This is a genomic window from Hymenobacter metallicola, from assembly GCF_004745645.1.
GTDB lineage: Bacteria > Bacteroidota > Bacteroidia > Cytophagales > Hymenobacteraceae > Hymenobacter > Hymenobacter metallicola.
This window is the reverse complement of sequence record NZ_SRMB01000001.1, coordinates 2,429,610-2,455,491: the sequence shown is the minus strand read 5'-3', so window position 1 is coordinate 2,455,491 and position 25,882 is coordinate 2,429,610. Positions and strand designations below refer to the sequence as shown.

Annotated in this window: 25 protein-coding genes; 9 read left to right on the top strand and 16 right to left on the bottom strand. The window is 59.5% G+C overall.

The features are described 5' to 3' along the window. Nucleotides 1-162: 162 nt before the first annotated feature. Nucleotides 163-861 carry a hypothetical protein gene (locus E5K02_RS10625; RefSeq protein WP_135394697.1) on the bottom strand — a complete coding sequence of 233 codons (699 nt, stop codon included), beginning with the start codon at nucleotides 859-861 and terminating at the stop codon, nucleotides 163-165. Between the two features lie 180 nt (nucleotides 862-1,041). On the opposite strand from E5K02_RS10625, the gene E5K02_RS10620 reads away from it, so the two are divergent. Continuing rightward, nucleotides 1,042-2,262, top strand: coding sequence for a PAS domain-containing sensor histidine kinase (locus tag E5K02_RS10620; protein WP_135394696.1), 1,221 nt, complete (start codon nucleotides 1,042-1,044; stop codon nucleotides 2,260-2,262). 10 nt (nucleotides 2,263-2,272) lie between these two features. Here the strand turns inward: E5K02_RS10620 and E5K02_RS10615 are convergent, their stop codons facing one another. The 3 genes from E5K02_RS10615 to E5K02_RS10605 form a co-directional block, all read right to left on the bottom strand. Continuing rightward, complete coding sequence (locus E5K02_RS10615; RefSeq protein ID WP_135394695.1) at nucleotides 2,273-2,896, bottom strand: DNA-3-methyladenine glycosylase I; 624 nt, start codon at nucleotides 2,894-2,896, stop codon at nucleotides 2,273-2,275. A 78-nt stretch (nucleotides 2,897-2,974) separates the two neighbouring features. Further along, on the bottom strand, nucleotides 2,975-3,553 hold the full coding sequence (locus tag E5K02_RS10610) for a hypothetical protein (protein ID WP_135394694.1): 579 nt from the start codon (nucleotides 3,551-3,553) through the stop codon (nucleotides 2,975-2,977). 117 nt (nucleotides 3,554-3,670) lie between these two features. Then, the gene (locus tag E5K02_RS10605) at nucleotides 3,671-3,934 is read right to left on the bottom strand and encodes a barstar family protein (protein WP_135394693.1); all 264 of its coding nucleotides are present in this window, start codon (nucleotides 3,932-3,934) and stop codon (nucleotides 3,671-3,673) included. A 171-nt stretch (nucleotides 3,935-4,105) separates the two neighbouring features. Between E5K02_RS10605 and E5K02_RS10600 the strand changes: the two genes are divergently transcribed. Further along, nucleotides 4,106-4,978: an EamA family transporter gene (locus E5K02_RS10600; protein ID WP_135394692.1), complete on the top strand. Its 873-nt coding sequence runs from the start codon at nucleotides 4,106-4,108 to the stop codon at nucleotides 4,976-4,978. A 5-nt stretch (nucleotides 4,979-4,983) separates the two neighbouring features. On the opposite strand, the gene E5K02_RS10595 is transcribed toward E5K02_RS10600, so the two are convergent. Then, nucleotides 4,984-6,054 carry an SDR family oxidoreductase gene (locus E5K02_RS10595; protein WP_135394691.1) on the bottom strand — a complete coding sequence of 357 codons (1,071 nt, stop codon included), beginning with the start codon at nucleotides 6,052-6,054 and terminating at the stop codon, nucleotides 4,984-4,986. A gap of 242 nt (nucleotides 6,055-6,296) precedes the next feature. Here E5K02_RS10595 and E5K02_RS10590 point away from each other — a divergent pair, with 242 nt between their 5' ends. Then, the gene (locus E5K02_RS10590; protein WP_135394690.1) at nucleotides 6,297-7,034 is read left to right on the top strand and encodes a hypothetical protein; all 738 of its coding nucleotides are present in this window, start codon (nucleotides 6,297-6,299) and stop codon (nucleotides 7,032-7,034) included. A gap of 309 nt (nucleotides 7,035-7,343) precedes the next feature. On the opposite strand, the gene E5K02_RS10585 is transcribed toward E5K02_RS10590, so the two are convergent. The 6 genes from E5K02_RS10585 to E5K02_RS10560 all read right to left on the bottom strand — a co-directional run bounded on the left by E5K02_RS10585 (nucleotide 7,344) and on the right by E5K02_RS10560 (nucleotide 12,776). Beyond that, nucleotides 7,344-8,048, bottom strand: coding sequence for a hypothetical protein (locus E5K02_RS10585; RefSeq protein WP_135394689.1), 705 nt, complete (start codon nucleotides 8,046-8,048; stop codon nucleotides 7,344-7,346). A gap of 225 nt (nucleotides 8,049-8,273) precedes the next feature. Continuing rightward, nucleotides 8,274-8,984, bottom strand: a complete 711-nt coding sequence (locus E5K02_RS10580; protein ID WP_135394688.1) for a hypothetical protein — start codon at nucleotides 8,982-8,984, stop codon at nucleotides 8,274-8,276. A gap of 418 nt (nucleotides 8,985-9,402) precedes the next feature. After that, entirely contained in the window at nucleotides 9,403-11,214 is a 1,812-nt protein-coding gene (locus E5K02_RS10575) for an ABC transporter ATP-binding protein (protein ID WP_135394687.1), read from the bottom strand. Nucleotides 11,215-11,287: 73 nt separating this feature from the next. Then, nucleotides 11,288-11,839, bottom strand: coding sequence for an ankyrin repeat domain-containing protein (locus E5K02_RS10570; protein ID WP_135394686.1), 552 nt, complete (start codon nucleotides 11,837-11,839; stop codon nucleotides 11,288-11,290). Nucleotides 11,840-11,841: 2 nt separating this feature from the next. Continuing rightward, on the bottom strand, nucleotides 11,842-12,132 hold the full coding sequence (locus E5K02_RS10565) for a putative quinol monooxygenase (protein ID WP_135394685.1): 291 nt from the start codon (nucleotides 12,130-12,132) through the stop codon (nucleotides 11,842-11,844). Nucleotides 12,133-12,203: 71 nt separating this feature from the next. Then, nucleotides 12,204-12,776 (bottom strand): hypothetical protein, encoded by a 573-nt coding sequence (locus E5K02_RS10560; RefSeq protein WP_135394684.1) that lies wholly within the window; start codon nucleotides 12,774-12,776, stop codon nucleotides 12,204-12,206. A 263-nt stretch (nucleotides 12,777-13,039) separates the two neighbouring features. Here E5K02_RS10560 and E5K02_RS10555 point away from each other — a divergent pair, with 263 nt between their 5' ends. The 4 genes from E5K02_RS10555 to E5K02_RS10540 all read left to right on the top strand — a co-directional run bounded on the left by E5K02_RS10555 (nucleotide 13,040) and on the right by E5K02_RS10540 (nucleotide 19,225). Beyond that, complete coding sequence (locus tag E5K02_RS10555; RefSeq protein WP_135394683.1) at nucleotides 13,040-14,128, top strand: sensor histidine kinase; 1,089 nt, start codon at nucleotides 13,040-13,042, stop codon at nucleotides 14,126-14,128. Between the two features lie 187 nt (nucleotides 14,129-14,315). Further along, nucleotides 14,316-14,738 carry a response regulator gene (locus E5K02_RS10550; protein WP_135394682.1) on the top strand — a complete coding sequence of 141 codons (423 nt, stop codon included), beginning with the start codon at nucleotides 14,316-14,318 and terminating at the stop codon, nucleotides 14,736-14,738. 78 nt (nucleotides 14,739-14,816) lie between these two features. Further along, nucleotides 14,817-16,367 carry a M28 family metallopeptidase gene (locus E5K02_RS10545; protein WP_135394681.1) on the top strand — a complete coding sequence of 517 codons (1,551 nt, stop codon included), beginning with the start codon at nucleotides 14,817-14,819 and terminating at the stop codon, nucleotides 16,365-16,367. A gap of 125 nt (nucleotides 16,368-16,492) precedes the next feature. Beyond that, nucleotides 16,493-19,225, top strand: coding sequence for an alpha-L-rhamnosidase-related protein (locus E5K02_RS10540; RefSeq protein WP_135394680.1), 2,733 nt, complete (start codon nucleotides 16,493-16,495; stop codon nucleotides 19,223-19,225). A gap of 63 nt (nucleotides 19,226-19,288) precedes the next feature. Here E5K02_RS10540 and E5K02_RS10535 read toward each other — a convergent pair whose 3' ends face one another. The 3 genes from E5K02_RS10535 to E5K02_RS10525 all read right to left on the bottom strand — a co-directional run bounded on the left by E5K02_RS10535 (nucleotide 19,289) and on the right by E5K02_RS10525 (nucleotide 20,869). After that, on the bottom strand, nucleotides 19,289-20,146 hold the full coding sequence (locus tag E5K02_RS10535; RefSeq protein WP_135394679.1) for a dienelactone hydrolase family protein: 858 nt from the start codon (nucleotides 20,144-20,146) through the stop codon (nucleotides 19,289-19,291). A gap of 94 nt (nucleotides 20,147-20,240) precedes the next feature. Beyond that, nucleotides 20,241-20,609, bottom strand: coding sequence for a cupin domain-containing protein (locus E5K02_RS10530; RefSeq protein WP_135394678.1), 369 nt, complete (start codon nucleotides 20,607-20,609; stop codon nucleotides 20,241-20,243). Between the two features lie 11 nt (nucleotides 20,610-20,620). Beyond that, a complete protein-coding gene (locus E5K02_RS10525) occupies nucleotides 20,621-20,869 on the bottom strand; it encodes a Kazal-type serine protease inhibitor family protein (RefSeq protein WP_135394677.1) in 249 nt (82 codons plus the stop codon). 252 nt (nucleotides 20,870-21,121) lie between these two features. Here E5K02_RS10525 and E5K02_RS26150 point away from each other — a divergent pair, with 252 nt between their 5' ends. Beyond that, a complete protein-coding gene (locus E5K02_RS26150) occupies nucleotides 21,122-21,556 on the top strand; it encodes a YtxH domain-containing protein (RefSeq protein ID WP_135394676.1) in 435 nt (144 codons plus the stop codon). 168 nt (nucleotides 21,557-21,724) lie between these two features. Next, complete coding sequence (locus E5K02_RS10515; RefSeq protein ID WP_135394675.1) at nucleotides 21,725-22,108, top strand: YtxH domain-containing protein; 384 nt, start codon at nucleotides 21,725-21,727, stop codon at nucleotides 22,106-22,108. A gap of 716 nt (nucleotides 22,109-22,824) precedes the next feature. On the opposite strand, the gene lysS is transcribed toward E5K02_RS10515, so the two are convergent. Both lysS and E5K02_RS10505 read right to left on the bottom strand, forming a co-directional pair. Further along, on the bottom strand, nucleotides 22,825-24,387 hold the full coding sequence (gene lysS / locus E5K02_RS10510) for a lysine--tRNA ligase (protein WP_135394674.1): 1,563 nt from the start codon (nucleotides 24,385-24,387) through the stop codon (nucleotides 22,825-22,827). Between the two features lie 305 nt (nucleotides 24,388-24,692). Then, nucleotides 24,693-25,733 (bottom strand): hypothetical protein, encoded by a 1,041-nt coding sequence (locus tag E5K02_RS10505; protein ID WP_135394673.1) that lies wholly within the window; start codon nucleotides 25,731-25,733, stop codon nucleotides 24,693-24,695. Nucleotides 25,734-25,882 lie beyond the last annotated feature (149 nt).

Genomic DNA, 25,882 nt, shown 5'->3' with positions numbered 1-25,882 from the left:
TACCTAAATGTGATGAGTGTGTTAAGAGAATGTTTCCAAATTAGGCCCCCAACGACGCCGGTGAGCTAAGCCGCGGGACTCATCTTACCCTTGGGCCCAAACAAAAGGTCTGCCGGGGTAGGGGCAGACCTTGCGTTGGCTGTTGCTGTGCGGGGCCGGAGCCTAGCGGGCTTCTTCGGCTACGGTATCGGCTTGCGTGGTGGCCTGGTAGGTATCGGCGTATTTAAAATCGTCGAGCCAGTAGGCTGAGCCCACCACTTCCAGCACCAGCACGCAGGCTTCCTGCCGGATGGTTTTCAGCTGCCAGATGATAAACTCCGCCTCCGGGAAGCTGTTGCCCGCCAGCTGCTCGCCGAACAGGCGCTTGAGCAGAGTATTGCCGGGCATGCCGGGGGCCAGCAGGCGCAGCAGCGGGGCTTCGGGCTCGGCAGTCAATAGCGTGAGGTCGTCGGGTTGATCGGCGGTGAGCTGTACCTGAAACTGTACGGCTTCAGCCCGGGGAAATTTGCCGTTGTAGGCTTCGTACAGCAGTTGGGTGGCCTTGAAGAAGCCTTCGTGCTGGTGCAGCTGCGGATTTTCTTCCCAGAGCTTTTCCGTCAGCATCTGGTGGGCCAGGTTCTCGATTTGTCCGCTGCTGAGCTGGTCGGCAAACAGGTAGCCCAGCACCAGGGCCGCGGCTTCGGTAGGCTCCAGGTCGGTGAGGGCCATCAGGCACATGGCTTTCAGCTCGGCGGGCTCAATCTCGCCGGCTTCCTCAAAGCTCATCAGGCGCAGCAGCTCCAGATAATCCTGGTTGGTCCAGGAGCCGGGCAGCACGCTCAGGGTCGTAAAGGAAAGGCGTTCAACAGTGAAGTTTTTCATAGAAGCACTAGCGAAGGGGCGACGGTAGCCGCGGCGGTCCGGAAGTTCCGGGTCGTAATTGCTTGGCTTACGCGGTATTTCACCAAACACGCACGAAATCCTCGGATATAAAGCTGAGCCGGTGCGCTGGGTTGCCGCCCGCTGGGCAAATGCCTGTGTTGTGGGGGAAGTACGTACACTATGATTTGCCTACCTGCCATGCCCTCCGACGACAGTTCTTCTTCCGCTAATACCAGCTCTCTGGAGCAGGAAAACCAGGTGCTACGGGAGGAAATCCGCCTGCTGCGGCAGGGCAAAAAGGCCACCGCCAGGCGCCGGGTGCAGCAGGAGCAGTACGCCCAAAGCCAGGAGCGCTTCCGCACTGTGTTCGAAAACTCCCCGCTGGGACAGAAAATTATTACCCCGGATCTGACCATCCGCCAGGTGAATCAGGCCATGGCCGACATGCTGGGATACGCCACGGAAGAGCTTATCGGGCATAAGATCCTCGAGTTTGCCCACCCCGACCACCGCCCCGACTGGCACGAGCTGCAAACCAAGTTGTGGGAGCACCGCTTACCCAATTTTACGCTGCAAACCTGCCTGGTGCGGGCCGACGGCTCCAGCTTCTGGTGCCAGGTAACCTCCGTGCTGTTTCCCGACGAAGGCGCCGAGCTGGGCTACACTGTTCTGGAAGATATTTCCGAGCGCAAAAAACTGGAAGCTGACCTCAAGCGCCTCTACGACGCCCAGGAAACCATTCTGCAGCTCACTACCCACGACCTGAAAGGCCCCATTGCCCACATCGAGCTGCTGGCCGACTTGCTGCAGCGCGAGCTGGTTGGCCGCGCCGCCCTGCTGCCCGAAATGGCCCACTACCTGACCCTGGTGCAGCAGTCGTGTATCCAGGCCAATACCCTGCTGCAAGATATCCTCTACGTGGGCGACCTTGATGCGCACGGTCTGCACAAGCAGGCCACCGACCTGAACGCCTTTCTAACCGCGCGCCTGGAAGTGCACGAGCTGGCCGCCAAAGAGAAAGGACTGCAGCTAAGCCAGGAGCTGCCCGCCGGGCCTCTGCACGCCCGAATCAACCCGGCCAAGTTCAGCCGGGTGCTCGACAACCTGATCAGCAATGCCCTGAAGTTTACCCCGGCCGGGGGCACTATTACGCTGGGGCTGCAAGAGCACCGGGGCAAACCCCGGCTGTGGGTGAAGGATACGGGTATCGGGATTCCCAGCAAGCTGCACGGCAGCCTGTTTGAGAAGTTCAACCCCACCCGGCGGGCCGGCCTGCACGGCGAAACGACTACGGGGCTGGGCTTGTTCATTGCCCGGCAAATCGTGGAGCTGCACGGAGGCTGCATCTGGCTGGAAAGCCGGGAGCAGGAGGGAGCCTGCTTTTTTATCGACCTGCTCTAGCTCAGGGGTATTACAGCTGCGCCGCCAGGGCCTTGCACTCGGCGTGGCGGGGGCAGCTGAGCAGGTGGTCGTTGACCAGGCCGGCGGTTTGCAGGATGTTGTAGCAGGTCATGGGGCCGGTCATCACGAAGCCGCGCCGCTTGAGGTCCTTGCTCATGGCCTCACTCTGCGGGGTGGTCAGCGGGGCGGGGTTGGCGGCACTGCGTTGGTTATCGACGGGGCGGCCGCCTACGTACTGGTAGAAAAACGGCAGCAAGCCGGCTTCGCCGCCCACCTCGGCTTGCAGGCGCAGCCAGGCGCGAGCGTTTTGCACGGTGGCTTCGAGTTTGCGTCGGTTGCGCAAAATCCGCGGGTTCAGCAGCAGCTCGGCCAGGTCGTCGTCGGTGAAACGGGCAATCCGCTCGGGCTCGAAGTTGGCCAGCAGCTCCCGAAACCCCTCGCGTCGCTTGAGCACCACCGGAAAATCGAAGCCCAGCTGAAAGGTGTGGAGCACCAGGTACTCGAACAGGATGCTGGCCTCAGCCACCGGCTCGCCCCACTCGTGGTCGTGAAAGGCGCCGAGCAGCTCGTTGTGCTCGGCCCAGGCGCAGCGGCCGGTGGTTGAGCCACTAGTGGCGAATGGTGGTGTAATCATGGCTCTGTGTACTGGTATGGAGCTGCGCGGTTAAGTCAGCAAGCATATTCAGTATGCTGTAAAGCAGCAAAACTTCCCCTAATACTCCAGCACGTCGTCAATCTTATACCCGTCGGGCGTCTTGATGACCTTAATATCCCCTTTGCCGTCCACCTTGTAGGTCAGGTCCCGGGTGGTGACGGCGAAGAGCAGGCCGTTGTCCTTGGTGCGTGTCTTTAGCGCACAGCGCGTTACCTTAACGGTGCCGTAGTCCTGGCCCGAGAACAGAAAGCTGCCCGTACCCACGTACTGAGTTTGGTAGCGGGTGTCCCATTTCTTGTGGAAGGCGGCGTCTTCTTCCTCACCCCCGTATTCCAATTGGATAGCATCGAGTTTGTACTCAATGTACTGGCGGGTATAAATGCTGCGAGGGTTATCCGGGTCGATGTTTTTTCCGTCGTTTTCTTCTTTGAAGTTGTCCTCAATGCTGGTAATCAGCCACTGGCGGGCCTGGGCGGTATCAGCGGCGGGGGTAGGGTCAGGTGCTGCAGGAACCGGGGCAGTTGGCGCGGCGGTAGTTTCGGCCACTACGGGGGCGGCCGCCGGCTGTTCGGCCTGCGGGCCTTGGCAAGCCGCCAGCGCCGTTAGCAACACGCCGATAGTAAGGGTATGTCTCATGGTAAGGGAAAGCAAAGCTGTGGACGGCACTACTTGCGGCAAAGCAACCCCAGCTGCCAAGGATAGAAAAAATCAAATATAATAGGCCCTTGTTGTACTCTGGCCCAGGCCCAGACTTTAAGCCAGTACGATGCGCTTGGGGGCCATTTCTGCCGCATAGTCCTGCATTACCCGCCGCAAAATGTTCATGTCGTGGGGACAGTGCGCCGCAAACTCCTGCCAGTGGACGAGGGTAAGCTGCTCCGGCATATCTACAATGGCCACGGCCGAATCCCAAAAGGCGTCCCAACTGGGGCCGTACCACTCCGGAAAGCCCAGAGCTTGCTTGAAGAGTTGGTGCAGGGCGGCTTTGGTTTGAATACCAGTCAGGTCGAGCGTCATAAATAGATGGGCTAAGTAAACGGTTGCTATAGCACCTGTGACAAATACTACTGGCTACGATACGGGTATCTATCCAAAATAGCACCCGTGCATCGGTATTTGTATTCAATCTGGGCCGACCTTTACGGCCTGGCCTAGCCGCTTTACTTACCCGGCCCTCGATCCTGCCTTATGTCTACTTCAGCCCGCTTTACGTTGCCGGCGGTTCCGGCCGTGTTGTTTTCAATTGTCAGCGTGCAGGGCGGCGCGGCCATTGCCAAGGGTTTGTTTCCGGCGCTGGGAGCGGCCGGTACCAGCAGCATCCGCATCGGCTTGTCGGCTTTGGTGCTGCTGCTGGTGGTACGGCCCCGGCTGGGGAAACTACAGGCGGCGCAGTGGCGGGCGGTAGTGCCCTACGGACTCACGCTGGGGGCCATGAACTTTCTGTTTTACTGCGCCCTGGCCCGCATACCGCTGGGGCTGGCCGTCACCCTGGAGTTTGTGGGCCCACTGGTGCTGGCCTTGTCGGGTTCCCGGCGCTGGCTCGACGGGGTGTGGGTGCTGCTGGCCGCGGCCGGCATTGCCCTGATTGCCCCCTGGCAGGGCACCGGCCTCGACCTGCTCGGTCTGGGCTTTGCCCTGGCGGCCGGGGCGTGCTGGGCCTTCTACATCGTGCTGGGGCAGCGCACGGCCGCGCTGCTGCCCGGGTCGGTAGCCGTGACCGTGGGCATGCTCGTGGCGACGGTGCTCGTGCTACCCTTTGGCCTGGCGGGCGGCCGCCTGCTCAGCCTCACACCCCACTTGTTGCTACTGGGTGCCGGGCTGGCTTTGTTTTCCAGTGTGCTGCCCTTCACCCTGGAAATGCAGGCGCTCAAAACCATGCCCACCCGCACCTTCAGTATTCTGATGAGCCTGGAACCCGTCGCCGCCGCCGTATCGGGGTGGCTGCTGCTGGGCGAGCAGCTCACCCCGGGCCAGTGGCTGGCGGTGGGCTTCATCGTGGTAGCCAGCGCCGGGGCCACCCTGACCACGGCCCGCCCCCAGCCGGCCCTGCACGGGGAGTAGCCGCGCTACGGAATCAGCCGGTCCTGGCGCAGCTGGGCAAACAGGTCGAAGAAGGAATCCTCGGTGGGCTGGTACACCAGAAAGCCCAGCTTCCGGCTTTTGGCCATGTCGGTCATCACCTCGATGGGGCGGCCCAGGTCGAGGTCGGTGTGCCAGGCGGAGGCCAGGCGGTGCAGGTTGGGCTCGGCCAGGTGGTGGCGCTCGGCAATGTTGCGCCACAGGTCGGCATCCTGGGCCAGCTCAGTTTCCAGCGGGCGGATGGTGCCATCGAAGCCGGCGGCTTCCACGCCAAACCAGTCGGCCAGCCGGCCCCACAGCCAGCTCCAGCGAAATACGTCCCCGTTCACGATGTTGAAGGCCTCGTTGCGGGCGGCTTCCGTCGTGGCCGCCCACACCAGCTGCTTGGCAATGATGCGGGCATCGGTTACGTCGGAAAGACCGTTCCACTGGGCCTCGGAGCCAGGAAACTGAAATTTGCGGCCCGTTTCCTTGCAAATGCTGGCGTACACGGCCAGCGTCACGCCCATGTTCATCTGGTTGCCCACCGCTTTGCCGATAATGGTGTGGGGGCGGTGCACGCTCCAGCCAAATCCGTCGCGGGCCGCGGCGGCGTAGACTTCGTCTTCCTGGGCGTAGTAGAAGTTGTCGAGGGGTAGGCGGGGGTGTTCTTCGCGTACGGGCGTCAGGGGCAGGGTGCCGCTCTTGGCGTAGGCATCGAATGGCCCCAGATAGTGCTTTAGGCCCGTTACCAGGGCCACGTGCTGCACCGTGCCTTTGGGCGACAGAGCATCGAGCAGGTTGCGCACCATGCCGCCATTTACCCGGATATTTTCGGCCTCGGTGTCCTGCCGCAGCCAGCTGGTGATAAACACGTGGGTGGGCTGCACGTCGGCCAGGGCGGTTTGCAGACCGGCCGGGTCGAGCAGGTCGGCGGCCACGGGCCGCACGCCGATGTTGGTGCTGCCCGGGTTGCGGGCCAGGCCGTAGGTAATCCAGCCGTGGGCCAGCAGTTCCTGGCAGAGGTTGCTACCGATAATGCCGCTGGAGCCAACGACGAGGGCTATGTTAGTGTTCATGGATTCCGATATCTGAGTTGCAGCCAAGCCGCTTACGGGGCGGTGGAAGCTGTTGTAACAACTGAAACGTAGAATCGGCCGGCGGTTTACGCGAAATTAGCTAGCAGACCCTGGTGCGGTCCAGCTTTGGCAGGTCAATACGACAAGGAGCTACCCAAGGGCGTGGCGGCTAATGGCGTGGCGGGATTAGATGTGGAGTGCTAGTTTCGCAACCTACCTATGACCACTATTCCTTTAGTATCATGCCTACCAACCTCGAAAAACGGGTAAATTTCCTCACCGCCTACGCCATCGGCAGTACCGTGGCCTTGGGCCTGCTCGTGTTGACTTCCTTCGCCAGGAAAGACAAAATCCAGACCCTGGACGAGCTGACCGTCAAGCGTGTTAACGTCATTGGCGAAGACGGGAGCCTGCGTATGGTCATCAGCAACAAGGACCGGCAGCACTCGGGCCGCATGAACGGCAAGGACTACCCCAAGCGCGAGCGGCAGGCGGGCATGATTTTCTTCAACGATGAGGGCGACGAGTGCGGCGGCCTGGTGTACGCTGGCGAAACCAAGAAGGGCGAAACCAACTCCGGCATGTCCTTCACCATGGACCAGTACCACGACGACCAGGTCATCCAGATTCTGAACGCCGAATCCTACGCCGAAGGCAAGGCCAGCATCCGCCGCGGCATCAGCATCAACGACTACCCCGTGGGCTCCAACATCGACGTGCGCAACGCCAAGCTCCTGGAGCTGGAGAAAATCAAGGACAAGGCCGAACGGGACCGGAAAATAGACGAGCTCTTCGCCCAGGAAGGCTCCAAAAACCGCGTTTTTCTGGGCCGCACCGGCTCCAACAACTCCGGCCTCTTCCTCTCCGGCCCCGACGGCAAGCCCAAGCTCAAGCTCTACGTGGACGCCAGCGGCAACCCCCGCATCGAAACCCTCAACGAGAAAGGCGAAGCCAAAAACCTACTCGACGAGAAGAAGTAGAAGGGGGCAATGGCAGCCACGCGTAGTCGTCACTCGTCTCAGCCGGGTAACTGACGCGGGCCAGTAAAGCAAAATAGCGTTCTGGCTGGTCAGCAGCCGTTTTTCAGAATGCATAAGGGCCTGCTGACCAGCCAGCGGCCCCTTACGAAAACCCGGAAGTGCCTGCTGACCAATCAGCAAGCTGTTAAAGAAATAGTGTAGCCTCCGCTGACCAGCCAGGGCGTACTTTCACAACGCTAAAAATGCCTGCTGACCGGTCAGCAGGCATTTTTGTAGAATAAAAACGAGTTGCTGAGCAGTCGGGAAGCACTACTCGATAGTAGCAGCGGCCGCTCTGGCCTTAGCAGCCTTCAGGGCCCGATTCGATTTATTCACCTTCCCAAAGTCAAAGAACCGGTACACCTGTTCGGGCTCCTCGAAACGCAGCTCCAGCTGGGCCTTGAGGCGGCGCAGGGCGCGGGCCAGCTTTAGCCAGTCGGCCGAGAGGGCCACGCGGGCCTGCGACTTGGCCGCGCCGGCGGTGCTGCGGCTGTGGTCGGCATCAGTGAGCTGCTGGTAGGCGGCCTTGGCGGCGGCGGGCAGGCCGGGGTAGCTCAGGGCCGCCGCGTGCTGGGTATAGAGGTCGAGCAGGAGCTTGGAATCCTGGAGTAAGTCGGCCTGCTCCAGGGCCCTGAGCTTGCTCTTGCCATACTTTTTGAAATCGGCGTAGGCGGGCAGCTTCCGCAACTTGGGCGTCACGTAGTCCTTCATCGTGTCATCCACGAAGGCCAGCCACTGCTTGCGGGCCGCGCGGAAGCCCTCGGTGCCGCCCGCCGTCGATTCGCCGGCATCGGTCAGGTTCACGTCGAAGCCGGCCAGGGCCGTTTGCAGGGCCGTGAGGTGAGGCGTGACGTCGCTGCCGAGGTCGGCCTGCTGCACGGCCGCGTGAGTAGCCGCGCCCAGGGCTTTAAAGTTGGTGCGCGACATAGGCAGGGTCGCGAAGAAATTGTCGAAATAACTTTGGTAAGCAGACATAAAGGAGAAATAAACAGGTATATAAAATAGCCCGACCCGGCGAGGCCGGACCGGGCGTAAGGTATTGGGTTTGAGATGGTGGGCAAGTGGGGAGGGTAGGTTTATTTTTCGCAGGAAGGTGCAGTCACTCGGCACAGCCGAGCGACTGGGCGGGGTTCTTCGGATATGGAGAATTTAGAGTAAGCCTGACGGGCTTACTGGGGCCACATCGTCCGGTCCCAGGCTTCAGAACGCCCCGCGCTGAACCGGGCGACGGATGAAAAAATACCGGGCGCTTAGCGTCAGGCTAGGCTTTATACTGTAATAGGCGAAGTGTTCTATCGTGCGTCTAACGGTTTCTAAGTTTTGATTGATAACCAGATTAAGCCCTACATCTACCCGCTGCCGCACCGTGAGACCTGCCCCCAGCCCACCGGTGAGGTACTTATTCCAGGCCGTTTCATCAATCAAGTAGTGGCTGTAGGGCACGCCATCTGCGGACAGAATAATTTCCTGTCTGTACACATGATATAAGATGCTAATGCCCAGCAGGCCGTCGATGTGGAAGGCCTGCTGTGGCCGCGTAAGTCGGTAGCGCGCCAGCAGAGGAACGGCCGCATCGTACTCGCGGCGGCGGTCAGTGGATTCGAGCAACTGCCCATCGGGGGAGTAGCCGCTGCTTGAGACGTTCCGGTCGGCCGGGTCGCGCTGGCTAAACTCGGCCTGCACGGCCAGGCGCGGCGTAAGCTGGTACCCACCCGACACGAAAAAGGGCGTCAGGCCGACTTTGCCCAGGTACCGAATCGGGCCCGGCCGCGAGATAGTCTCGTAAAGTTGGAGCCCGGTGGCCACCCCCGCAAACCACCGGTAGTGTGCCGGCGGCTCCACAGCAGGCAGGGTCTGGGCTTGCGCCGCGCCGCTAATGAGCAACCCCACCGGTAGTAGATAGGTCTTCATACCAAGATTGTTAAAGCAAGAAACTGCTCGCCACTAAGGCGGCCCACTGCCTAACGCGGCTGAACTGCTTGGCTATATGTAGCCTCCGGAAAAACGGCTTGGCTGTGCCGAATGACTGCCGAGGAGAGCCTGAAACACACCGCTTCGAGGAGCGGACGGGAATTCATACTTCGTTAACCTTCCCCTTCCCGAAGCGGCTCGTAGTTTACTTTTCGGCGCTTGTTCTGGCACCGAGTGATTCCTTGGACGCATTGATAGCCTATATTTCTCCGCTAGAGCATCAGCAACAACTTCCTTACAGTCAGTACCCTGAGGAAGCTTGACGCAGCTAAGTAAGCTGCGTATCTGCGGCGACAGTTAGGATTGAAAAAGACAGCTATAGCAAGTGTATTTAAAAATGGATTCTTAGAGTAACCATCTACGCCGCCGTATCGCCCACCTCGTCCTCATCATCGACCATCACCCGGGCCAGCTTCTCGATATTGAGGCTCCTTGCCGAGGCGTCGAAAATCTCGCGGTAGGTACCGCGCAGGTCGTAGAGCTGCTCGTGGGTGCCGCTTTCCACCATGCGGCCCTGCTTCATGACGTAGATGCAGTCGGAGTCCACGATTTGGGCCAGGCTGTGGGAGATGATAACCACCGTGCGGCCTTTTTTAATTGCGTCGAGGGAGTTTTTGATTTGCTCGGTGGCAATGGCGTCGAGCGAGGCCGTGGGCTCGTCGAGGAAGATGATGGGCGGGTTTTTCAGAAACAGCCTCGCAATGGCAATGCGCTGCTGCTGGCCCCCGCTGAGCTGCTGGGCGTCGCTCTGGTAGCCCTTGGGCAGCTCCATAATTTGCTCGTGGAGGTAGGCCTGTTTGGCGGCGGCCTGAATTTGCTCCAGCGTGGCGTCCATCACCCCGTAGCGGATGTTTTCCTCGATGGTGCCCTTGAAGATGTGGTTTTTCTGGAGCACCAGCCCGATGCGCTGCCGCAGGGCGTGGGTGTCGTAGTCGGCCAGGGGGCGGCCGTCGAGCAGCATTTTGCCGTGGTCGGGCTCGTAGAACTTGCAGAGCAGGTTGATGATGGTGCTTTTGCCGGCCCCCGAGAGGCCCACCAGGGCGGTGGTTTTGCCTTCCTCGATGGTCAGGCACACGTCGTGCAGGGCCTGGGTGCCGCTGGGGTAGGTGAAGTCCACGTTGCAAATCTCGAAGGTGCCGCGGAGCTGGTCGGGCTGGATAGAGCCGGTCTTCTCGCGGGCGTCGTCGGCGTCGAGGATGTCGAAGAAGCCTTCGGAGTAGGTCAGGGCCTCGTTCATCTCGTCGTAGATGCGGTGCAGCTGCCGGATGGGGGCCGACACGTTATTGAAGAGCAGAATATGGAACATGATGGCCCCGATGCTGATCTGCCGGTCGAGCACGAGGTAGGCCGTCAGGATGATGATGAGCACCACGCCCACCTGCTCGACAAAGGTTTTGAGTCCGTCGTAGAGAAAGTTGGTTTTGCGGGTCTCAAGCTGGGCGTTCTGTAGGTTCTGCTGCACCTGGGCCTGTTTCTGCTCCTCGTAATCTTCGCGCACGAAGCTCTTGATGACCACGGCCGAGTCAATCAGATTCACCAGACCCTGGCTTTTGGCTTCGCGCAGGCCGCGCAGGGCCCGGCGCGTGCCGTTGAGCTTGTCGGCCTGCTGGTAGCTGATCCAGAAGTAGACGGGCAGCACCGCCACGGCCACCAGGCCCACGTACACGTTGGCCATAAACATGACCACCAGGGCCACGGCGGCGTTGGCAAACAGGGGCAGGATGTCGATAAAGAAGTTCTGCACCAGCTTCATCAGGCTTTCCACGCCCCGGTCGATGCGGGTTTGGAGCTTGCCGGCCTGGTTGCCACTGTCGGAGTAAAAGCCCAGCTCGTAGCTCAAGAGCTTGTGAATGGCGTCCTGCGAGAGGGTACTCGACACGTTGATGCGGATTTTCTCCCCGTAGAACTTCTGCCCGAACTGGATAAAGGTGTTAATAACCTCCTTGCCCAGCAGCAGCCCACTCACCCAGAGCAGCATGTTCAACCCTTGTGCCAGCCCCAGGTTGCGGTTGAGCAGGCTTTGCACCGTATCGACGGTGTAGCGCAGCACGAAGGGGTTGACCTGGGCCGCCAACGAGCCCACCAGGGTCAGCAGCAGGGTGCTGATGATCAGGCGGCGGTAGGGCAGCACGTAGGGGTAGAGGCGGCGGATAATTTCCCAAAGACTCATGAGCGGCAGCGCGGACGGTGTGGTAGTGTCCGGTTAGACGCGGGGAGGGGCAGTGGGGTTATTGGGGGCTATTCTAAAAATTCTTGGCTGCCTTGCTAACCACCCGCTGGATGTCGACAGTGCGTTGGTTTCCAACGGCCATCCGGCTCTTCGCCTCCCGCAAGGCCTGTTGGTCATTGAGCATCGGATTGGCACCGTGCTCCAGTAATACCCTGACGTTGTCTAGTCGCTGATAAATAATAGCGTTAACCAGTGCCTGGCCCTGCGCCCTGTTGACGTCGGCACCTTGTTCAATCAGCCATGTAAGAAACTCGGGTGGCATGCTGATGGCAGCCCTGTTGAGTACCATTCCATTATGCACATTAACAGCAATACCCCGAGCCAGGCAAAATTTTGTGGCTGCTACCTCGCCATTTTCCACTGCATAGCGCAGCGGGTCATCGTCGCCCCAACTTAGCTGGGCGGCGTGCTCTAAAAGATATTCGGCTAATTCTAGGTGTGAATAGGCCACGGCACAGGTTAAAGCCTGATTCAGACTATCCTGGTCAAGCCCAGCGGCTACTAACGCAGCCACAGTGGCCCGGTCATCATCAGAAGCCGCACTCAGCAGTTCAAGCGTAGCCATTATTACTCCACCACCGCGTAGTGGTTCATCTCCTGAATGCTCTGGTAAAACGGCTTCACCAGCTGAAAGAACGCCCCAAAGGCCGGGCTTTTGCGGAAGCCGTTGAGGTGACGGTCTACCGAGGTCCACTCGATGCGCCAGATGAACAGTTCGGGGTCTTCCTCGCAGTGCGTCAGCTCGTAGCGGAGGCAGTCGGGGGACTGGGCCAGCAGCTCGTTGGCCTGGCGCAGGGCTGCTACAAAGGCCGGCTGCTGGTCGGCGGCAATGCGGTAGCGGATGTATTCGACGGTCATCGTAGTAGCAGTGAGTAAGCTGTTGAAGATAAGCTTTCTGCCGTACTTCCGCCCCTGCCTATGCGTTACGATTACGTTACCGGTGGATGCTGCCGGCGGTACTGGGCTACCAAGCGCAGGAGGTAGGCATGCAGCGCGAAATGGTGTGCTGTATTCGGCACGAAGGCTTTGTAGTGGTTGCCGCGGGGCCCCAGGTTGAGTTCCACCGTGGCCGAAAGGTCGCCAGCAGCGGCCGGAGGGGGCGGGAGGCTGTCGGGAGTCAGGTTCTGGGCGGGGGGCAGCGCAAACAGGGCCGTGGTCAACGAGTAGAGCGTATCAAGCTGCCCGGGGCGCAGGGCCAGGCGCGTGGTGTCGCGCGGGTCGGCCAGCTGGCGGATTCTTTTCTGCCTGTTCGAGGAAGTAGCATACTTCACCAGGTGCAGCGTGTCGGGGCCCAGGCGCACGGCCGGCCCGATGCCGCTATTCTCTCTTCGGTTTGTGGGCTTGAGGTTGGCCAGAATATACCGTTCCCGGATGCCGCCCACCGCGTCGCGGATGGTAACAATCAGGTCGAAGTCATAGAACCGAAACTGCCGGGCTGCCGGCTTTTTCTCCGCGCAACCAGTCCAAAGTGCCGTTAAGCTTAGGTAGAGCAACCACTTCATATGCTCTGCTAGTACGGGCAATACGCCCCCTTGTCCGATAATTCTTGCCAAGCCCAAGCGTAGGCGGGGGCCCATTGTCGGGCTGTTGGGCTAAATTGTTTTTATCAAGGAAAAGTGACCCAACGGTGCGTAAATCAGACCGCCACGCAACACGAACCAGTGCGCGACCTACGCGTACGTTCAACTAGAATAAATGCCCACCTCAACCATGTAGTCGCCATCCGGGGTGGTCTGCCAATAAATTTCTACTCACACACGAGGGTATGCTGGATATAGGCCAATTTTTGCTGGAGCAAGCCCAGACCCACCCACAGGTGCAGTTTGTGTACGACCTAGCTAGCGGCCGGGTGGTGTTTGTGAATGCCGCCTACGAATGGGTGTTGCACGGCCGTCGGGACCAGGTGAATGAGGAACTGCCCGCCTTGCTCAACCGCCTGCACCCCGACGACCGAGACTACCTGGCTGAATGCTGGCACCGGTGGCGGCAGGGGGAGTTGCACGAAGAAGTCGTATTTCGGCTGCTGTTGCCAGGCGAGCGGGTGCAATGGCTGGAGCTTACCCCGAGCTTTCTGCCGCGTAGTGCGGACGCGGGCTGGGTAGGAGGCCAGCTGCGCGACGTGAGCGTGGCCCAGCAGTACAAAGCCCACGCCGATAGATTCAACGCCCGCAAAAACTTGCTGTTGGAAATTCTGTCCGTCGACTTATCCGACATGCTGGTGCTTTCCCAGAACCTGCACCAGAATGCTGAGGACGAGGTAAACAGCTTTATTCGGGTGCGGCTGCTTCAGAGCCTGGAGCGCATCGAGGCCCGGGGGCAGGAAGGCGTGCGGCGGATTCAGGAGTTTGTCAGCGAGGAGCTTCAGACTTCGGCGGCTGTTTCCTTGCATCTACAGCGGGTCGACCTCGGCGAAAAGATCCGCCTGCTGCTGCAGGACTACCCCAAGGCGGCGGACCTGGCGGCCCACACCCTGAAGGTGCAGTGTCCTTCGTACCCGGTGTATGCGAAGATTGACGTCAACAAGTTTCTACAGATTCTGACCAACCTGCTTAGCAACGCCCTGAAGTTTACGCCCGACGGAGGCGAGTTGCTCATTCAACTTATGGTCGTTGGCAGTCAGTGGGTCCAGGTAACGGTCAGCGACAACGGCATCGGGATTCCGGAGAACTTGCTGCCCCGGGTGTTTGAGCGGTTCACGCCCGCCCGCCGGCCCGGCCTACGCGGCGAAACCACACTAGGTGTGGGGCTATCCTTATGCAAGATGCTGGCTGAGCTGCACGGGGGAAGTATTTCGGTGCGCAGCCGGGAAGGAAACGGCACCACCTGCCTGGTTATGCTGCCCCTGGTACCCTAGCCACCGGCTACGGATTACCCGTCGCAGCCGAATGTTGTACGTAAGCTGTTGAGAATGGTGCTACTAGAAAGGGTGAGGGCAAAAGGAAAGCGGAATTTTGGAATTTCTTGCCAACAGTACCTGCTTTGTTACGTATGCGGGGAATTAACCGCTGCCGAAAGCGGTTTTTGCGCACTTTTCCTTTCGCATGCAAAAGCTTTCCTGTGTCTTGCTTGTTGACGACGATCCTATCACCAACTTTCTCAACCAGCGCTTGCTCGATGAGCTGGGCCTGGCTGAAAAACTATTAGTGGCTCTCAACGGCAAAGAGGCAATTGCGCTAATCGAGGAAAATTGCGCCTCGTCTTCCCCCGCCGATTGCCCGGCCCTGGTACTGCTGGATGTGAATATGCCCGTAATGAACGGCTTCGATTTTCTGGATGCCTACGAGCAGTTGGAGGCGGCGCAGCAGCATCCAAGCGTGATTATTATGCTCACTACCTCGCTTCATCCCCGCGATGTGCAGCGGGTAGAGGCCCTCAACATTGCGGGCTTCCTGAACAAGCCCCTGACTAAGGAGAAAGTAGAGGGCATCCTGCAGGCGCATTTCAGCCAGCAGCTTCCCCACTAGCGGCGCAGCACGCTGCAACGGCCCGGCGGCTTCTGTTACTTTAGCTTCTGAAACCGTTGTGCCTCTTTCTTGCGTGCTATGAACCAACTACTCCTCTTCACAGGGGCGGCCCTGCTCGCCGTTCCGGCCTATGCCCAGTCGGGCCAGAAACTCGACCAAGCTGTACTCGATAAAATTCGGGACGAAGGCCTGAACCGCTCCAAGGTGATGGAAACCGCCTTCTACCTTACTGACGTCAGTGGGCCGCGCCTGGCTAATTCCCAGGGGCTGCAGCGGGCCAACGAGTGGACGAAAAAGCAGCTCACCAGCTGGGGCTTGGTGAATGCCAACATTGAGCCCTGGGGCACTTTTGGCCGGGGCTGGGATATTGAGAAGTCGTACGTGGCCATGACGGCGCCCTACTACCATACCCTGATTGGGGCGCCCAAAGCCTGGACGCCCTCCACCAGCGGCCCGGTGAAAAAGCAGGTAATCGTGGTTAAAGCCAGTACCGAAGCCGACCTCGACCAGTACAAGGGCCGGCTGCGGGATAAAATCGTGCTGACGGAAGTAGCTACCCCGCCCCAAACGACCTTCGAGCCGGATGCCCGCCGCTACACCGACGAGGAACTGAAAAAGATGGCCGAGGCGCCGGCTGCCTCGCCCGCGGCCCCGGCCGATGCCGAGCGGCTGGCGGCCCGCCGGGCCCAGATTGCGCTACGAGCCAAAATGGCGGACTTCTACCTCAGCGAAGGGGCCGTGGCCGTGCTCAGCAGCCGCGGGGGCTCCGACGGTACGTTCTTTACCAGCAACGGCGCGCCCTACGCGGCCGATGCCAAACCGGTACTGCCGGAAATGGAAATGGCACCCGAAGATCAGCTGCGGCTGATTCGCCTGGCCGAGGCCGGGCTACCGGTGGAAATTGAGCTGGAAACCCGCACCCGCTTTCAAACCCAGGACCTGAAGGGCTACAACGTGGTAGCGGAAATTCCCGGCACCGATAAAAAGCTCAAGAATGAAGTCGTGATGCTGGGGGGCCACCTCGACTCCTGGCACGCCGCCAGCGGGGCCACCGACAATGCCGCCGGCTGCGCCGTGATGATGGAAGCCGTGCGCATTCTGCAGGCCACCGGCGTGAAGCCCCGGCGCACGATTCGCATTGCCTTGTGGGGCGAAGAGGAGCAGGGACTGCACGGCTCGAAAAACTACGTGAAAAACCACTTTGCCGACCCGGCTACCATGCAGCTGCTGCCCGACCACGCCAAGGTGGCCGCTTACTTCAACCTGGACAACGGCGCGGGCAAAATCCGGGGCATCTATGCCCAGGGCAATGAGGCAGCGGCCCCCATCTTCACCGACTGGCTCAAGCCCCTGGCCGACCTGGGTGCCTCGACCGTGACGCTGCGCAACACCGGCGGCACCGACCACCTTTCCTTCGACGCGGTGGGCCTGCCGGGCTTTCAGTTCATTCAGGACCCGCTGGACTACGGCACCCGCACCCACCACACCAACATGGATACCTATGAGCGGCTGCCGGCCAACGACCTAAAGCAGGCCGCCGTGGTCGTAGCTTCCTTTGTGTACAACGCGGCCATGCGCGACCAGAAACTGCCCCGCAAGCCGCTGCCCACCGCCAGCAAGACCCAGTAAAGCCGGCCGTTTCCGGCCGCTTTGCCAACGCCCCGGTTGCTCGTCTGCCGGGGCGTTGTGCGTTGGGGCCGGCGCCATTTTTTCCATTCGGCGCGTAGCTTAGGGGCCCGCCACGTCTGCTTTGTATGAAATTCCCCGCCCGCCTATTCCTCTCACTGCTCGCCTTAGGATCCTGCCAGGTGCACAAGAACCCGCCCGCCCTTTCCTCAACCACTACGTCGGCCCCGGCCGTGCCTGTCTGGCAGTCGGCCGCCTATACCGTGTACCCCGACTCAGTGGTGCAGGGCCCGCACGTGGCCCGGGCGGTGTCACGCCGGGAGCTGACGTCGAACTACCGCAGCCCGGCCAACGCGTTTCAGAGCCCGCGCATCAGCTTCAAGTTCAGCCTCAACGGCAAGGACAACGAGATGCCGCCCGGCCAGGACCACGTCATCGTGGCGCTGCCGCGGGCCGGGCAGCCGCTTGAAACGCCGCTCATCGTATTCGGCCAGCAGTACCTCGACCCGGCGCCCGTGCCGGCCGATACCTACCTGGCCCCCAACACACCGCTGAAGATTCGGCTGGACTTGCGGCCCATGCGGGCGGCTTTGCAGCGGCAGGGCTTTTATGAGCTCTACAACGGGCAGAAGCTCTACCAGGACGACTTCAAGCACGTCTTCGTGGCCGGCAACGCGGCCCCGCTCAGCTGGGACTTCGACAACCTGATCAACAAGCCCGGCCTGGAGCTGACCGACCCCGACGGCAACGGCATCTTTGAAACCACGGTGGTGCTCAACGCCCATTCCGACCAGGAAACCACCGCCAGCCGCTGGCAGGCCTCGCTCGACGTGGCTGCCTTTCCTCAGCTCACCTCCGACTACCCCTTGCTCGACGCGCTCTATAACCTGGCCCTGGAAGAAGCCCGGCGCGCCGTCGAGCCCGACGGCACTTTCCGCACCGGGCAGGAGTGGGCCGGCGTCTGGACGCGCGACATCAGCTACTCCATCATTCTGGCCCAGGCCGCTTTGCAGCCCGAGGTGGCCAAAACCAGCCTGCTGCGCAAAGTCACGCCCCGGGGCCGCATCATTCAGGATACCGGCACCGGCGGAGCCTACCCGTGCTCTACCGACCGGATGATCTGGGCCGTGGCGGCCTGGGAAATCTACCTGACTACCGGCGACGAAGCCTGGCTGCGGCAAGTGTACCCGATTATCAAGAATTCCATCGAAGATGATATAGTAAACGCCTACAACCCCGCGACGGGCCTGGTACGGGGCGAGTCGTCGTTTCTGGACTGGCGCGAGCAGACTTACCCGAAGTGGATGCAGCCGGTGGATATTTACCAGTCGGAAAACCTGGGTACCAACGCCGTGCACTTTCAGGCCAATCAGGTGCTGGCCCGCATGGCCGAAAAGCTGGGGCAGGCTGAAGTGGCCGGCCGGGCCCGGGAGCGGGCCGCCCGCCTCAAGGTCGGCATCAACGAGTACTTGTGGCTGCCGCAGGCAGGGTACTATGCCCAGTTCCGCTACGGCCGCGCATATCCGCTCATCTCGCCCCGCGCAGAGGCCCTGGGCGAAGCACTAAATGTCCTGTTTGGCGTGGCGGGGTCCCAGCAGGCCCAAAGCGTAGCGGCCCGCACGCCCGTTATGGACTACGGCATTTCCTGCATCTATCCTCAGATTCCGGGCATTCCGCCCTACCACAACAACGCGGTGTGGCCGTTTGTGCAAAGCTACTGGGGGTTGGCGGCGGCCAAAGTCGGCAACGAAATCGCCTTTCTGGAAAGCCTGATGGCCGTAGCCCGCCCCGCCGCGCTGTTCCTGACCAACAAGGAAAACTTCGTGGCCAGCAACGGCGACTTTGCCGGAACCCAGGTCAATAGCAGCGTGATGCTCTGGAGCCTTTCCGGCAGCCTGGGGCTGGTCTACAAAGGTCTGTTCGGCATGGATTTTCAGCCCAACGGTCTGCGGTTTCAGCCCTTCGTGCCCCAGGCTCTGCAGGGCACCCGCCGGCTCACCGGCTTCCGCTACCGCCAGGCCGTGCTCAACATCGAAATGGTCGGCTTCGGCAACCGCATCGACAGGATTACCCTTGATGGGCAGCAGTTACCCGATGCTACCGTGCCCGCCGCGCTGACTGGTACCCACACTGTGCAGATTAAACTGGTAAACAGTGCTCCCGAAGTCAGTTATAAAGTTACGCACGTGCCTCACCACGTCTCGCCCATGACCCCGGTCGTGCGTTATGCCAACGGCCAGCTAACCTGGAGCCCGGTGGAGGGTGCCCGGGCCTACCAGGTGCTGCGCAACGGTCAGTTTGTAGGCCGCGCCACCACGCCCGAGTTTGCCGTGCCGCCGACTTCGGGCTACGCCGAGTACCAGGTTGTCGCCATTGATGCCCAGGGCTACGAGTCGTTTGCCAGTGAGCCGCTGGCCGTAGCAGGGGAGAAGTTTAGCCGAGTGTATGACCTGGGTACTGGCCGCTCTAAATCTCCTAAGCCCTACCAAGGCTACACCGGCCAGGGCTTCGTGGAAATCAGCACAACCCAGAACAAGACGCTGGCCCTACCCGTCACGGTGCCGGCCGCCGGCCTCTACGCCATCGACTTTCGCTATGCCAACGGCAACGGGCCCATCAATACCAGCAACAAGTGCGCTATCCGGACCCTGCGCCGCGGCCGGCAGCTCCTGGGTACGGTGGTGCTACCCCAGCGCGGCGTAGAGGAGTGGTCCGACTGGGGCTTTTCTAACCCGGTGCTGGTGCGCCTGGAAAAAGGCACTCATCCGCTGACGCTAACCCTGGAAGCGGCCAACGAGAATATGAACGGCGAGGTCAATCAAGCCATGCTCGACTATCTACGCCTGACAAAGGTAGACTGAGGGCATTCAGGGGCTTTGATCAACCAAAAAGGCCCGGTAGTCTGACTACCGGGCCTTTTCGTGCTAGGAAAGCTTTTCCTGAAACAGGCGTAAGGTTCGTTCCCAGGCCAGTTTGGCCGCTTCGGCATTGTAGCGGGCCGGGGAAGAGTCGTTGTTGAAGGCATGGTTGACACCCTCGTAAATAAACTGCTCATAGGATACGCCGGCCGCTTTCAGAGCCGCTTCGTAGGCCGCCGCCCCGGCATTGACCCGCTCATCGAGGCCGCCGTAGTGCAGCAGCACGGCCGCTTTGATCATGGGTACATCTTCGGCCTTGGGCTGCATGCCATAATAGGCTACGGCTGCGTTGAGCCGCGAGTCGTGCACGGCCAGCTGGTTGGCCAATGCCCCGCCCCAGCAAAAGCCCACGCACCCGGTTTTGCCGTTGCTGTCGGGGCGGGTGCGCAGGTAGTTCAGCGCCCGTAGGTAGTTACTTAGGTTCTGCTGGGCGTTGAGTTTGCCAATTAGGGTGCGGCCTTCGTCTTCGTTGGCGGGTGTGCCCCCAAACGGCGACAGCGCGTCCACGCCCAGGGCCAGGTAGCCAGCCTTGGCCACGCGCCGCGTCACGTCCTTGATGTGGGGCGTCAGGCCCCGGTTTTCGTGAATAACCACCACGGCCCCGCGCTTCTTCCGGCCTTTCGGCCGGGCCAGGTAGCCCTTCATCACCGTTTCGTCGCCGGGCCAGGTTACTTCCTCAATCACCAAACTCTTATCGGTTTCCTCAATGGTAGCCGCCTCGGCATAGCCGGGGTCCAGCACCGAGAGAGCCGACATGGCCAGGGCCATTCCGCCGGTCAGCTTCACAAGTCGCTCGATAAATTCCTTGCGGCTAAGCGGCTTGTGGGTATACTCATCAAACAGGTTAATGATGCGCTGGTCCATACGTGGTGAAGTGGGTGGGAAGGGTGACCGACTCTAATATACTAGATATGTCCAGCCCGGCAGTGCTGTCGGCGGCGGCACGAGTTGCCTAGGGCTACTCTTCCCGGTTGACGGTATCCATGGAAAAGGCCGGTACGCAAATCGACCAGTATTCGCACTCCGCGTCGAAGGGGTTGGAGTAGCGCACCCGGGCTCCGGCCTTAATCAGCAGCGACTCGCCGGCCCCGAGCTCAATGATGTCGCCATCGACTTCAAACCGCTTTTGCCCCCGCACCACGATGGTGATTTCGTCGAACGCCGGGTTCTGGTGGGGCTCACTCCAGTGGGGCGGAGCTACCATGTGGGCCACGCTGTACGCACCGGTCTGGGTGCTGGCCCAGCCAATGTGCTCCTCGATGAGTTTGCCGTCGGTAGTCGGGACGCGAAAAGGGTTTTGCTGACGGAAATACCGTTTTTCAGACATAAGGCAGGTCGTTAGTTGGTGGTGGAAGCGGGCGGGCACTCCCCTTTGGTAAAGGACGTAACGCCGGCATTGGTCGCTACGCAGGCATTGCCGTAGGTTTTGCCGTCGCAGCCGCACACGGGTGTATAATCCATGGTGCACATGGCGTCCTTACGGATTTTGGTCGGGTCAATGCAAGGAGCACTAGCCGTGGGCGGCGTAGCGCGGTTGCAGGCCAGCAGGGTGAAAAGCAGCCCCAAAGCTGCGCCAGATCGGAACATACGAGTAGACTTAAGGTGAACAGGCCTATCAAACGAAGACCCCGCAAATATGTAACGGCCGACTAGATATTTTACTTTGACTATTTTTAGCTTTAGCCCATAACCCGGTTGGCCGGGCTTCGTATAGGCAGGCAGACTGGCCCCCCAGCGGCTGAGCTTACAGCGTTGAGCACCTCCTGCCCGACTACCTGCCCCGCACGATCTAGTCCGACCAACCACTGTTCAATTATTCACCCCATTCTCCCTAACACCATGTCGTATCACGAAGAAGACAACTCGGGTAAAATCCTTTTGGCTGCTCTGGCCGGCGCCGGCGCTGGCATCATTGCCGGTCTGCTGATGGCCCCCGATAAAGGCAAAGCAACCCGCGAAAACCTGCGCAACGCAGCTACCAAATACAGTGGCACCCTGGGCGAGCAACTCTCCAAATACGGCGAAGAGCTGGACTCGAAATTCAAAGGCTACGTGGAAAAGCTCGAAGAACTGGGCGTAACCGGCGTAGGTAGCAGCCTGAACCTGAAAGGCGACTGGAACGAGTCGAAAGGCAAGCTGAAGCAGCAGTACGCGCAGCTCACCGACGAAGACCTGGAGTACACCGAAGGCAAAGGCGACGAGCTGATAGGCCGCTTGCAGACCAAGCTGGGCAAAGGCAAGCGTGAAATCACCAAGCTGCTCAACGACCTGTAAGCCGGTTTTTAGCTTACCTGAACCGTCAGAACGGCCCCGTTTCCTTTCCAGGAACAGGGCCGTTTTTCGTACAACTTTCGCGGGGCATCCCCGTTACATTTCGACAAGCTATCCACTGCATTTAGCAGTGGGACATTCACCTTCTTTTCACAGCTTACCCGTTTTCCGATGAAAGACAATAGCGGTAAAGTAATTTTATCCTTGCTGGTTGGCGCCACGGCTGGCGTGGTTGCGGGCCTTTTGCTGGCCCCCGAAACCGGCGAAGAAACCCGCTCGGGCCTCAAACAGTCGGCCTCTAAGTGGAGCGACGACCTGACTCGGCTGCTCAACGAAGCTGTAGCCCGTATCAATGCGCCCAAAGCCGGTGAAGCAGCCACCGATGCCAATGCCGAAAGCCGCACTGCTGCCGATGATGTGCTCAACTCCATGAGCCAAGACACCGGCACGGGAGCTAGTTCCCACACCACTACGGCTGCCAATACGCCCGGTGCTAGCGAGGAAACCACCAACCCCGAAGCCTCCGGCACCAGCGAATACGGCAAGTCGCTGTAAATTTTTTCTGTCCGGGCGTAACCTTCTCGCTTGGGCCGCGTTAAAAACACTACAACGAGCTTGAAAGAAGGTCGGAGATGCTGATAAAGCAAAATTGCCAGCAGTAGGAGCTTCTAGTGGTAACGGTTTATGTGCCGCTAGCAAAATCAGACTTGCTCATCGCACATTTCTTTATCGTGCCCCGATTGGAAGGGTAAGCTAGTTGTTTTAAAGAAAAGCCTCCCGCGACTTTACGCGGGAGGCTTTTCGATTTTAGACGCTTTACTTGATGCCTTCTCCCGCTGGAAATACTTTCATCCACTCCAATGATGGACCATGGCTTGCGCGTAAACGAAGCACACAAGCCGCTGATGTATGCTGCATAAAGTCGAACTTGTTGCAGGATACCGTACAACACGGCACGCACGAATAGCTGCCAGTGGCTTAGGCTTACGGTTCGTACCCGAAAAATATTCTTCAACTTTTTGTAACCCTACCTGGGCTGGGCCGTTAAAGAAATCATAACCGACTTATCTGAAGTTGGGATGTCTTGAAAGTAAAATTGCCGGCCGTAGAGCTTCTAACAGTAACTGGTTTATGTGCTGTTAGTAAAATCGTACGTAGCCCGTGTAAGCTTCTTTTAGGAATCCCGTTAGAACACTCATAAGTTAGTTATCAAAGAAAAGCCTCCTGCGACTTACGCAGGAGGCTTTTCGATTGTAGGGCCTGCCAGGAGCTTATTCCTGGGTTTCCGGCTTCGGCGCATTCTCCGACTTGCTGTATTCTGGCTTCATTTGGGGGAAGAACAGCACGTCCTGAATCGAGTTGGAGTTGGTCATAATCATGCTCAGGCGGTCGATGCCGATACCCAGACCGGCCGTAGGCGGCATGCCGTACTCCAGAGCCCGCAAAAAGTCCTCGTCGAGCACCATGGCCTCGGTGTCGCCGCGCTTGCCTAGCTCCAACTGGTCCTCGAAGCGCTGGCGCTGGTCGATGGGGTCATTCAGCTCGGAGAAGGCGTTACAGATTTCCTTGCCGTTGCAAATAGCCTCGAAGCGCTCCACCAGGCCCGGCTTCGAGCGGTGCTTCTTGGCCAGCGGCGACATTTCCACGGGGTAGTCGGTGATAAACGTGGGCTGAATCAGCTTGGGCTCCACGTGCTCCCCGAAGATTTCGTCGATGATTTTGGCCTTGCCCATGCTCGGGTCGAGGCCCACTTTGAGCTCCTTAGCGGCCGCGCGCAGTTCGTCTTCGCTCTTGCCGTCAATGTTTAGGCCCGTAAAGTGCTCAATGGCCTCGGCCATCGTAAAGCGCTTCCAGGGGCGCTGGAAGTTGATGAGGTTCTCGCCCACCTGCACTTCGGTTTTGCCGTGCAGGGCCAGGGCCACGCGCTCCACCATTTCCTCCACCAAGTCCATCATCCAGTAGTAGTCCTTATAAGCCACGTAGAGCTCCATCTGAGTGAACTCCGGGTTATGGAATCGGCTCATACCCTCATTACGGAAGTCCTTGGAGAATTCGTAGACCCCGTCGAATCCGCCCACGATAAGGCGCTTGAGGTACAGCTCGTTGGCAATGCGCAGGTAAAGCGTCATGTCCAGCGTGTTGTGGTGGGTCTTGAAGGGCCGGGCCGCCGCCCCCCCGTAGAGGGGCTGCAGGATGGGGGTTTCTACTTCGAGGTAGCCTTTGTCGTTGAGGTAGTTGCGCATGGCCTGCACCAGCTGGGTCCGCTTCACGAAAGCGTCGCGCACGTGCGGGTTTACCACCAAATCCACGTAGCGCTGCCGGTAGCGGGCCTCAGGGTCGGTGAAGGCGTCGTAGATGGTTTCCTTACCAGTTTCCTCATCTACCACGCGGCGCACTACGGGCAGGGGGCGCAGGCTCTTGCTGAGCACCGTCAGGCCGGTGACGTGTACTGAGGTTTCGCCCACCATCGTCTTAAACACGTGGCCTTTCACCCCGATAAAGTCGCCCAGGTCGAGCAGCTTCTTGAACACGGTGTTATAGAGCTCCTTGTCGTCGCCGGGGCAGATTTCGTCCCGGTTAATGTAGAGCTGAATGCGGCCCGAGGCGTCCTGCAGCTCGGCAAACGAGGCCTTGCCCTTTACCCGCACCGACATCAGCCGGCCCGCCAGGCTTACTTCCTGGAAGTTGTTGAGCTCGGGGTGGTAGTTGTCGAGAATTTCCTGGGCGTAGAAGTTGACATCGAATAGCTCGGACGGATACGGCTCAATGCCGAGCTTCTGAAGTTCCTCCAGCTTCTGGCGGCGTATCTGTTCCTGTTCGCTGAGGTGCTGCATGAGAATGGTCGTTTATAAGCCTGCAAAGGTAGTCTGAAACCTAGATTTTTACACCGTATATAAAAGAACGTCATTCCAAGTGGAGTCGAGGAATTTCGCGTGCAATGGTATTGTCCTGCTGAGCTTGACGCAGCATCTTTACCGCTAAAGTAAAATCAATTACTACTGCGGTAGAGATGCTGCGGCAAGCTCAGCAGGACGGTTTATTTGAAGCAGGTCCTCTTTAGACAAACAAAAAGCGCCATTCCAAAGGAATGGCGCTTAGGTCTATATGTAGTAAGAAACAAATGGCGAAGGAAGGCTGCTTAGGCAGCAATACCCATTTGCTGCTGCGGCTCTTGGCCCGTGAGCAAGGGCTCGATGCGTGTGTGCAGGCGCTCAACTACGAAGTTGTTCTGCAAATGCTTGGGTAGCTCGCGCACCAGCTGCTGATAGCGCTCCAGGCCCATGGCCTTGGCAATGTAGCTTTCGTGAATGCCATTAAGGTAGCTCACAATATCGAGCAGCGACTGGTGGAAAAGCTTGAAGTCAATCTCAGCTTCTACGTAGCGCTCAATCTCCCGGCTGGTCTGGGAAATGCGTAACCGGCCCAGCAGGTCGAAGATGGTAGTGTAGCCCAGGCGCCAAGTAATCTGCTGCCAGTGCGAGGCCGTCCACTTGTCGAGCACCTTGCCGGTCTTCTGGCTGCGGATGGCCGTGTTAGGGTTGGCCTGCACCTGCTGACGGGTAATCTGAGCTTTCATCTTGCGCGTAGTGCGCAAAAACTGCCCGATCTGGGCCTGCGCCTCGATTTCCTTGCCCGCAATGTGCAGGCCCGGCTTGTAGCCAGCCAGCGGCAACCGATGAATACTGAAGTCGCCGTAAGCGCCGGCGGCATAGAAGGAAACGGGGCGCGGGTAAGCGTTGCGCACTACCAAGCGGCCCACCTCACGCCGAATCAGCGAAGGGTTGTTAGATCGTACGCCAGCTGTATACAAGAAAGCTTGCAGGCCCGACAGGATCGTGTGATACGCCTGAGGGAAGGTCCAGTGCAGGGCATTGCGCAGGTACTCCTCGTCGCCCAGCTCGGCCGTAGCTCGCAAGGCATACTCAGTACTCCAGCAAGCCTGCAACAGCTTGCCTACCGCCTGGATGTCAGCCTCCGTCAGCTCCGCTTGGTGAGCCCGGAAGAAAGGCAGGTGCTGCAAGCCACCCGTTGCGTCATCATTCTCCTGAACATGATAGTTGATGGCAAAGAAGTAGTTGAGAAACACCTGGGCCGGAATAGACTTGCGCCAGGTTTCCTCAGCTTGCTTTTGCTCGTCGGTGACGAGCGGAAGGATGTTGTTCTCAGTTGTCGTTGTCATGCTAAGTAAACAGTATGGGGACGTGTGAAGTTGCATAATTGCTAATTATTTTCGCACATAATTAGGATGATTAATAAATTGATTTTCAATAATTTAACTGAAAAATTTATGAGCTATATCAAGCTTGTAAATGTGGTCTATTTGCCAGT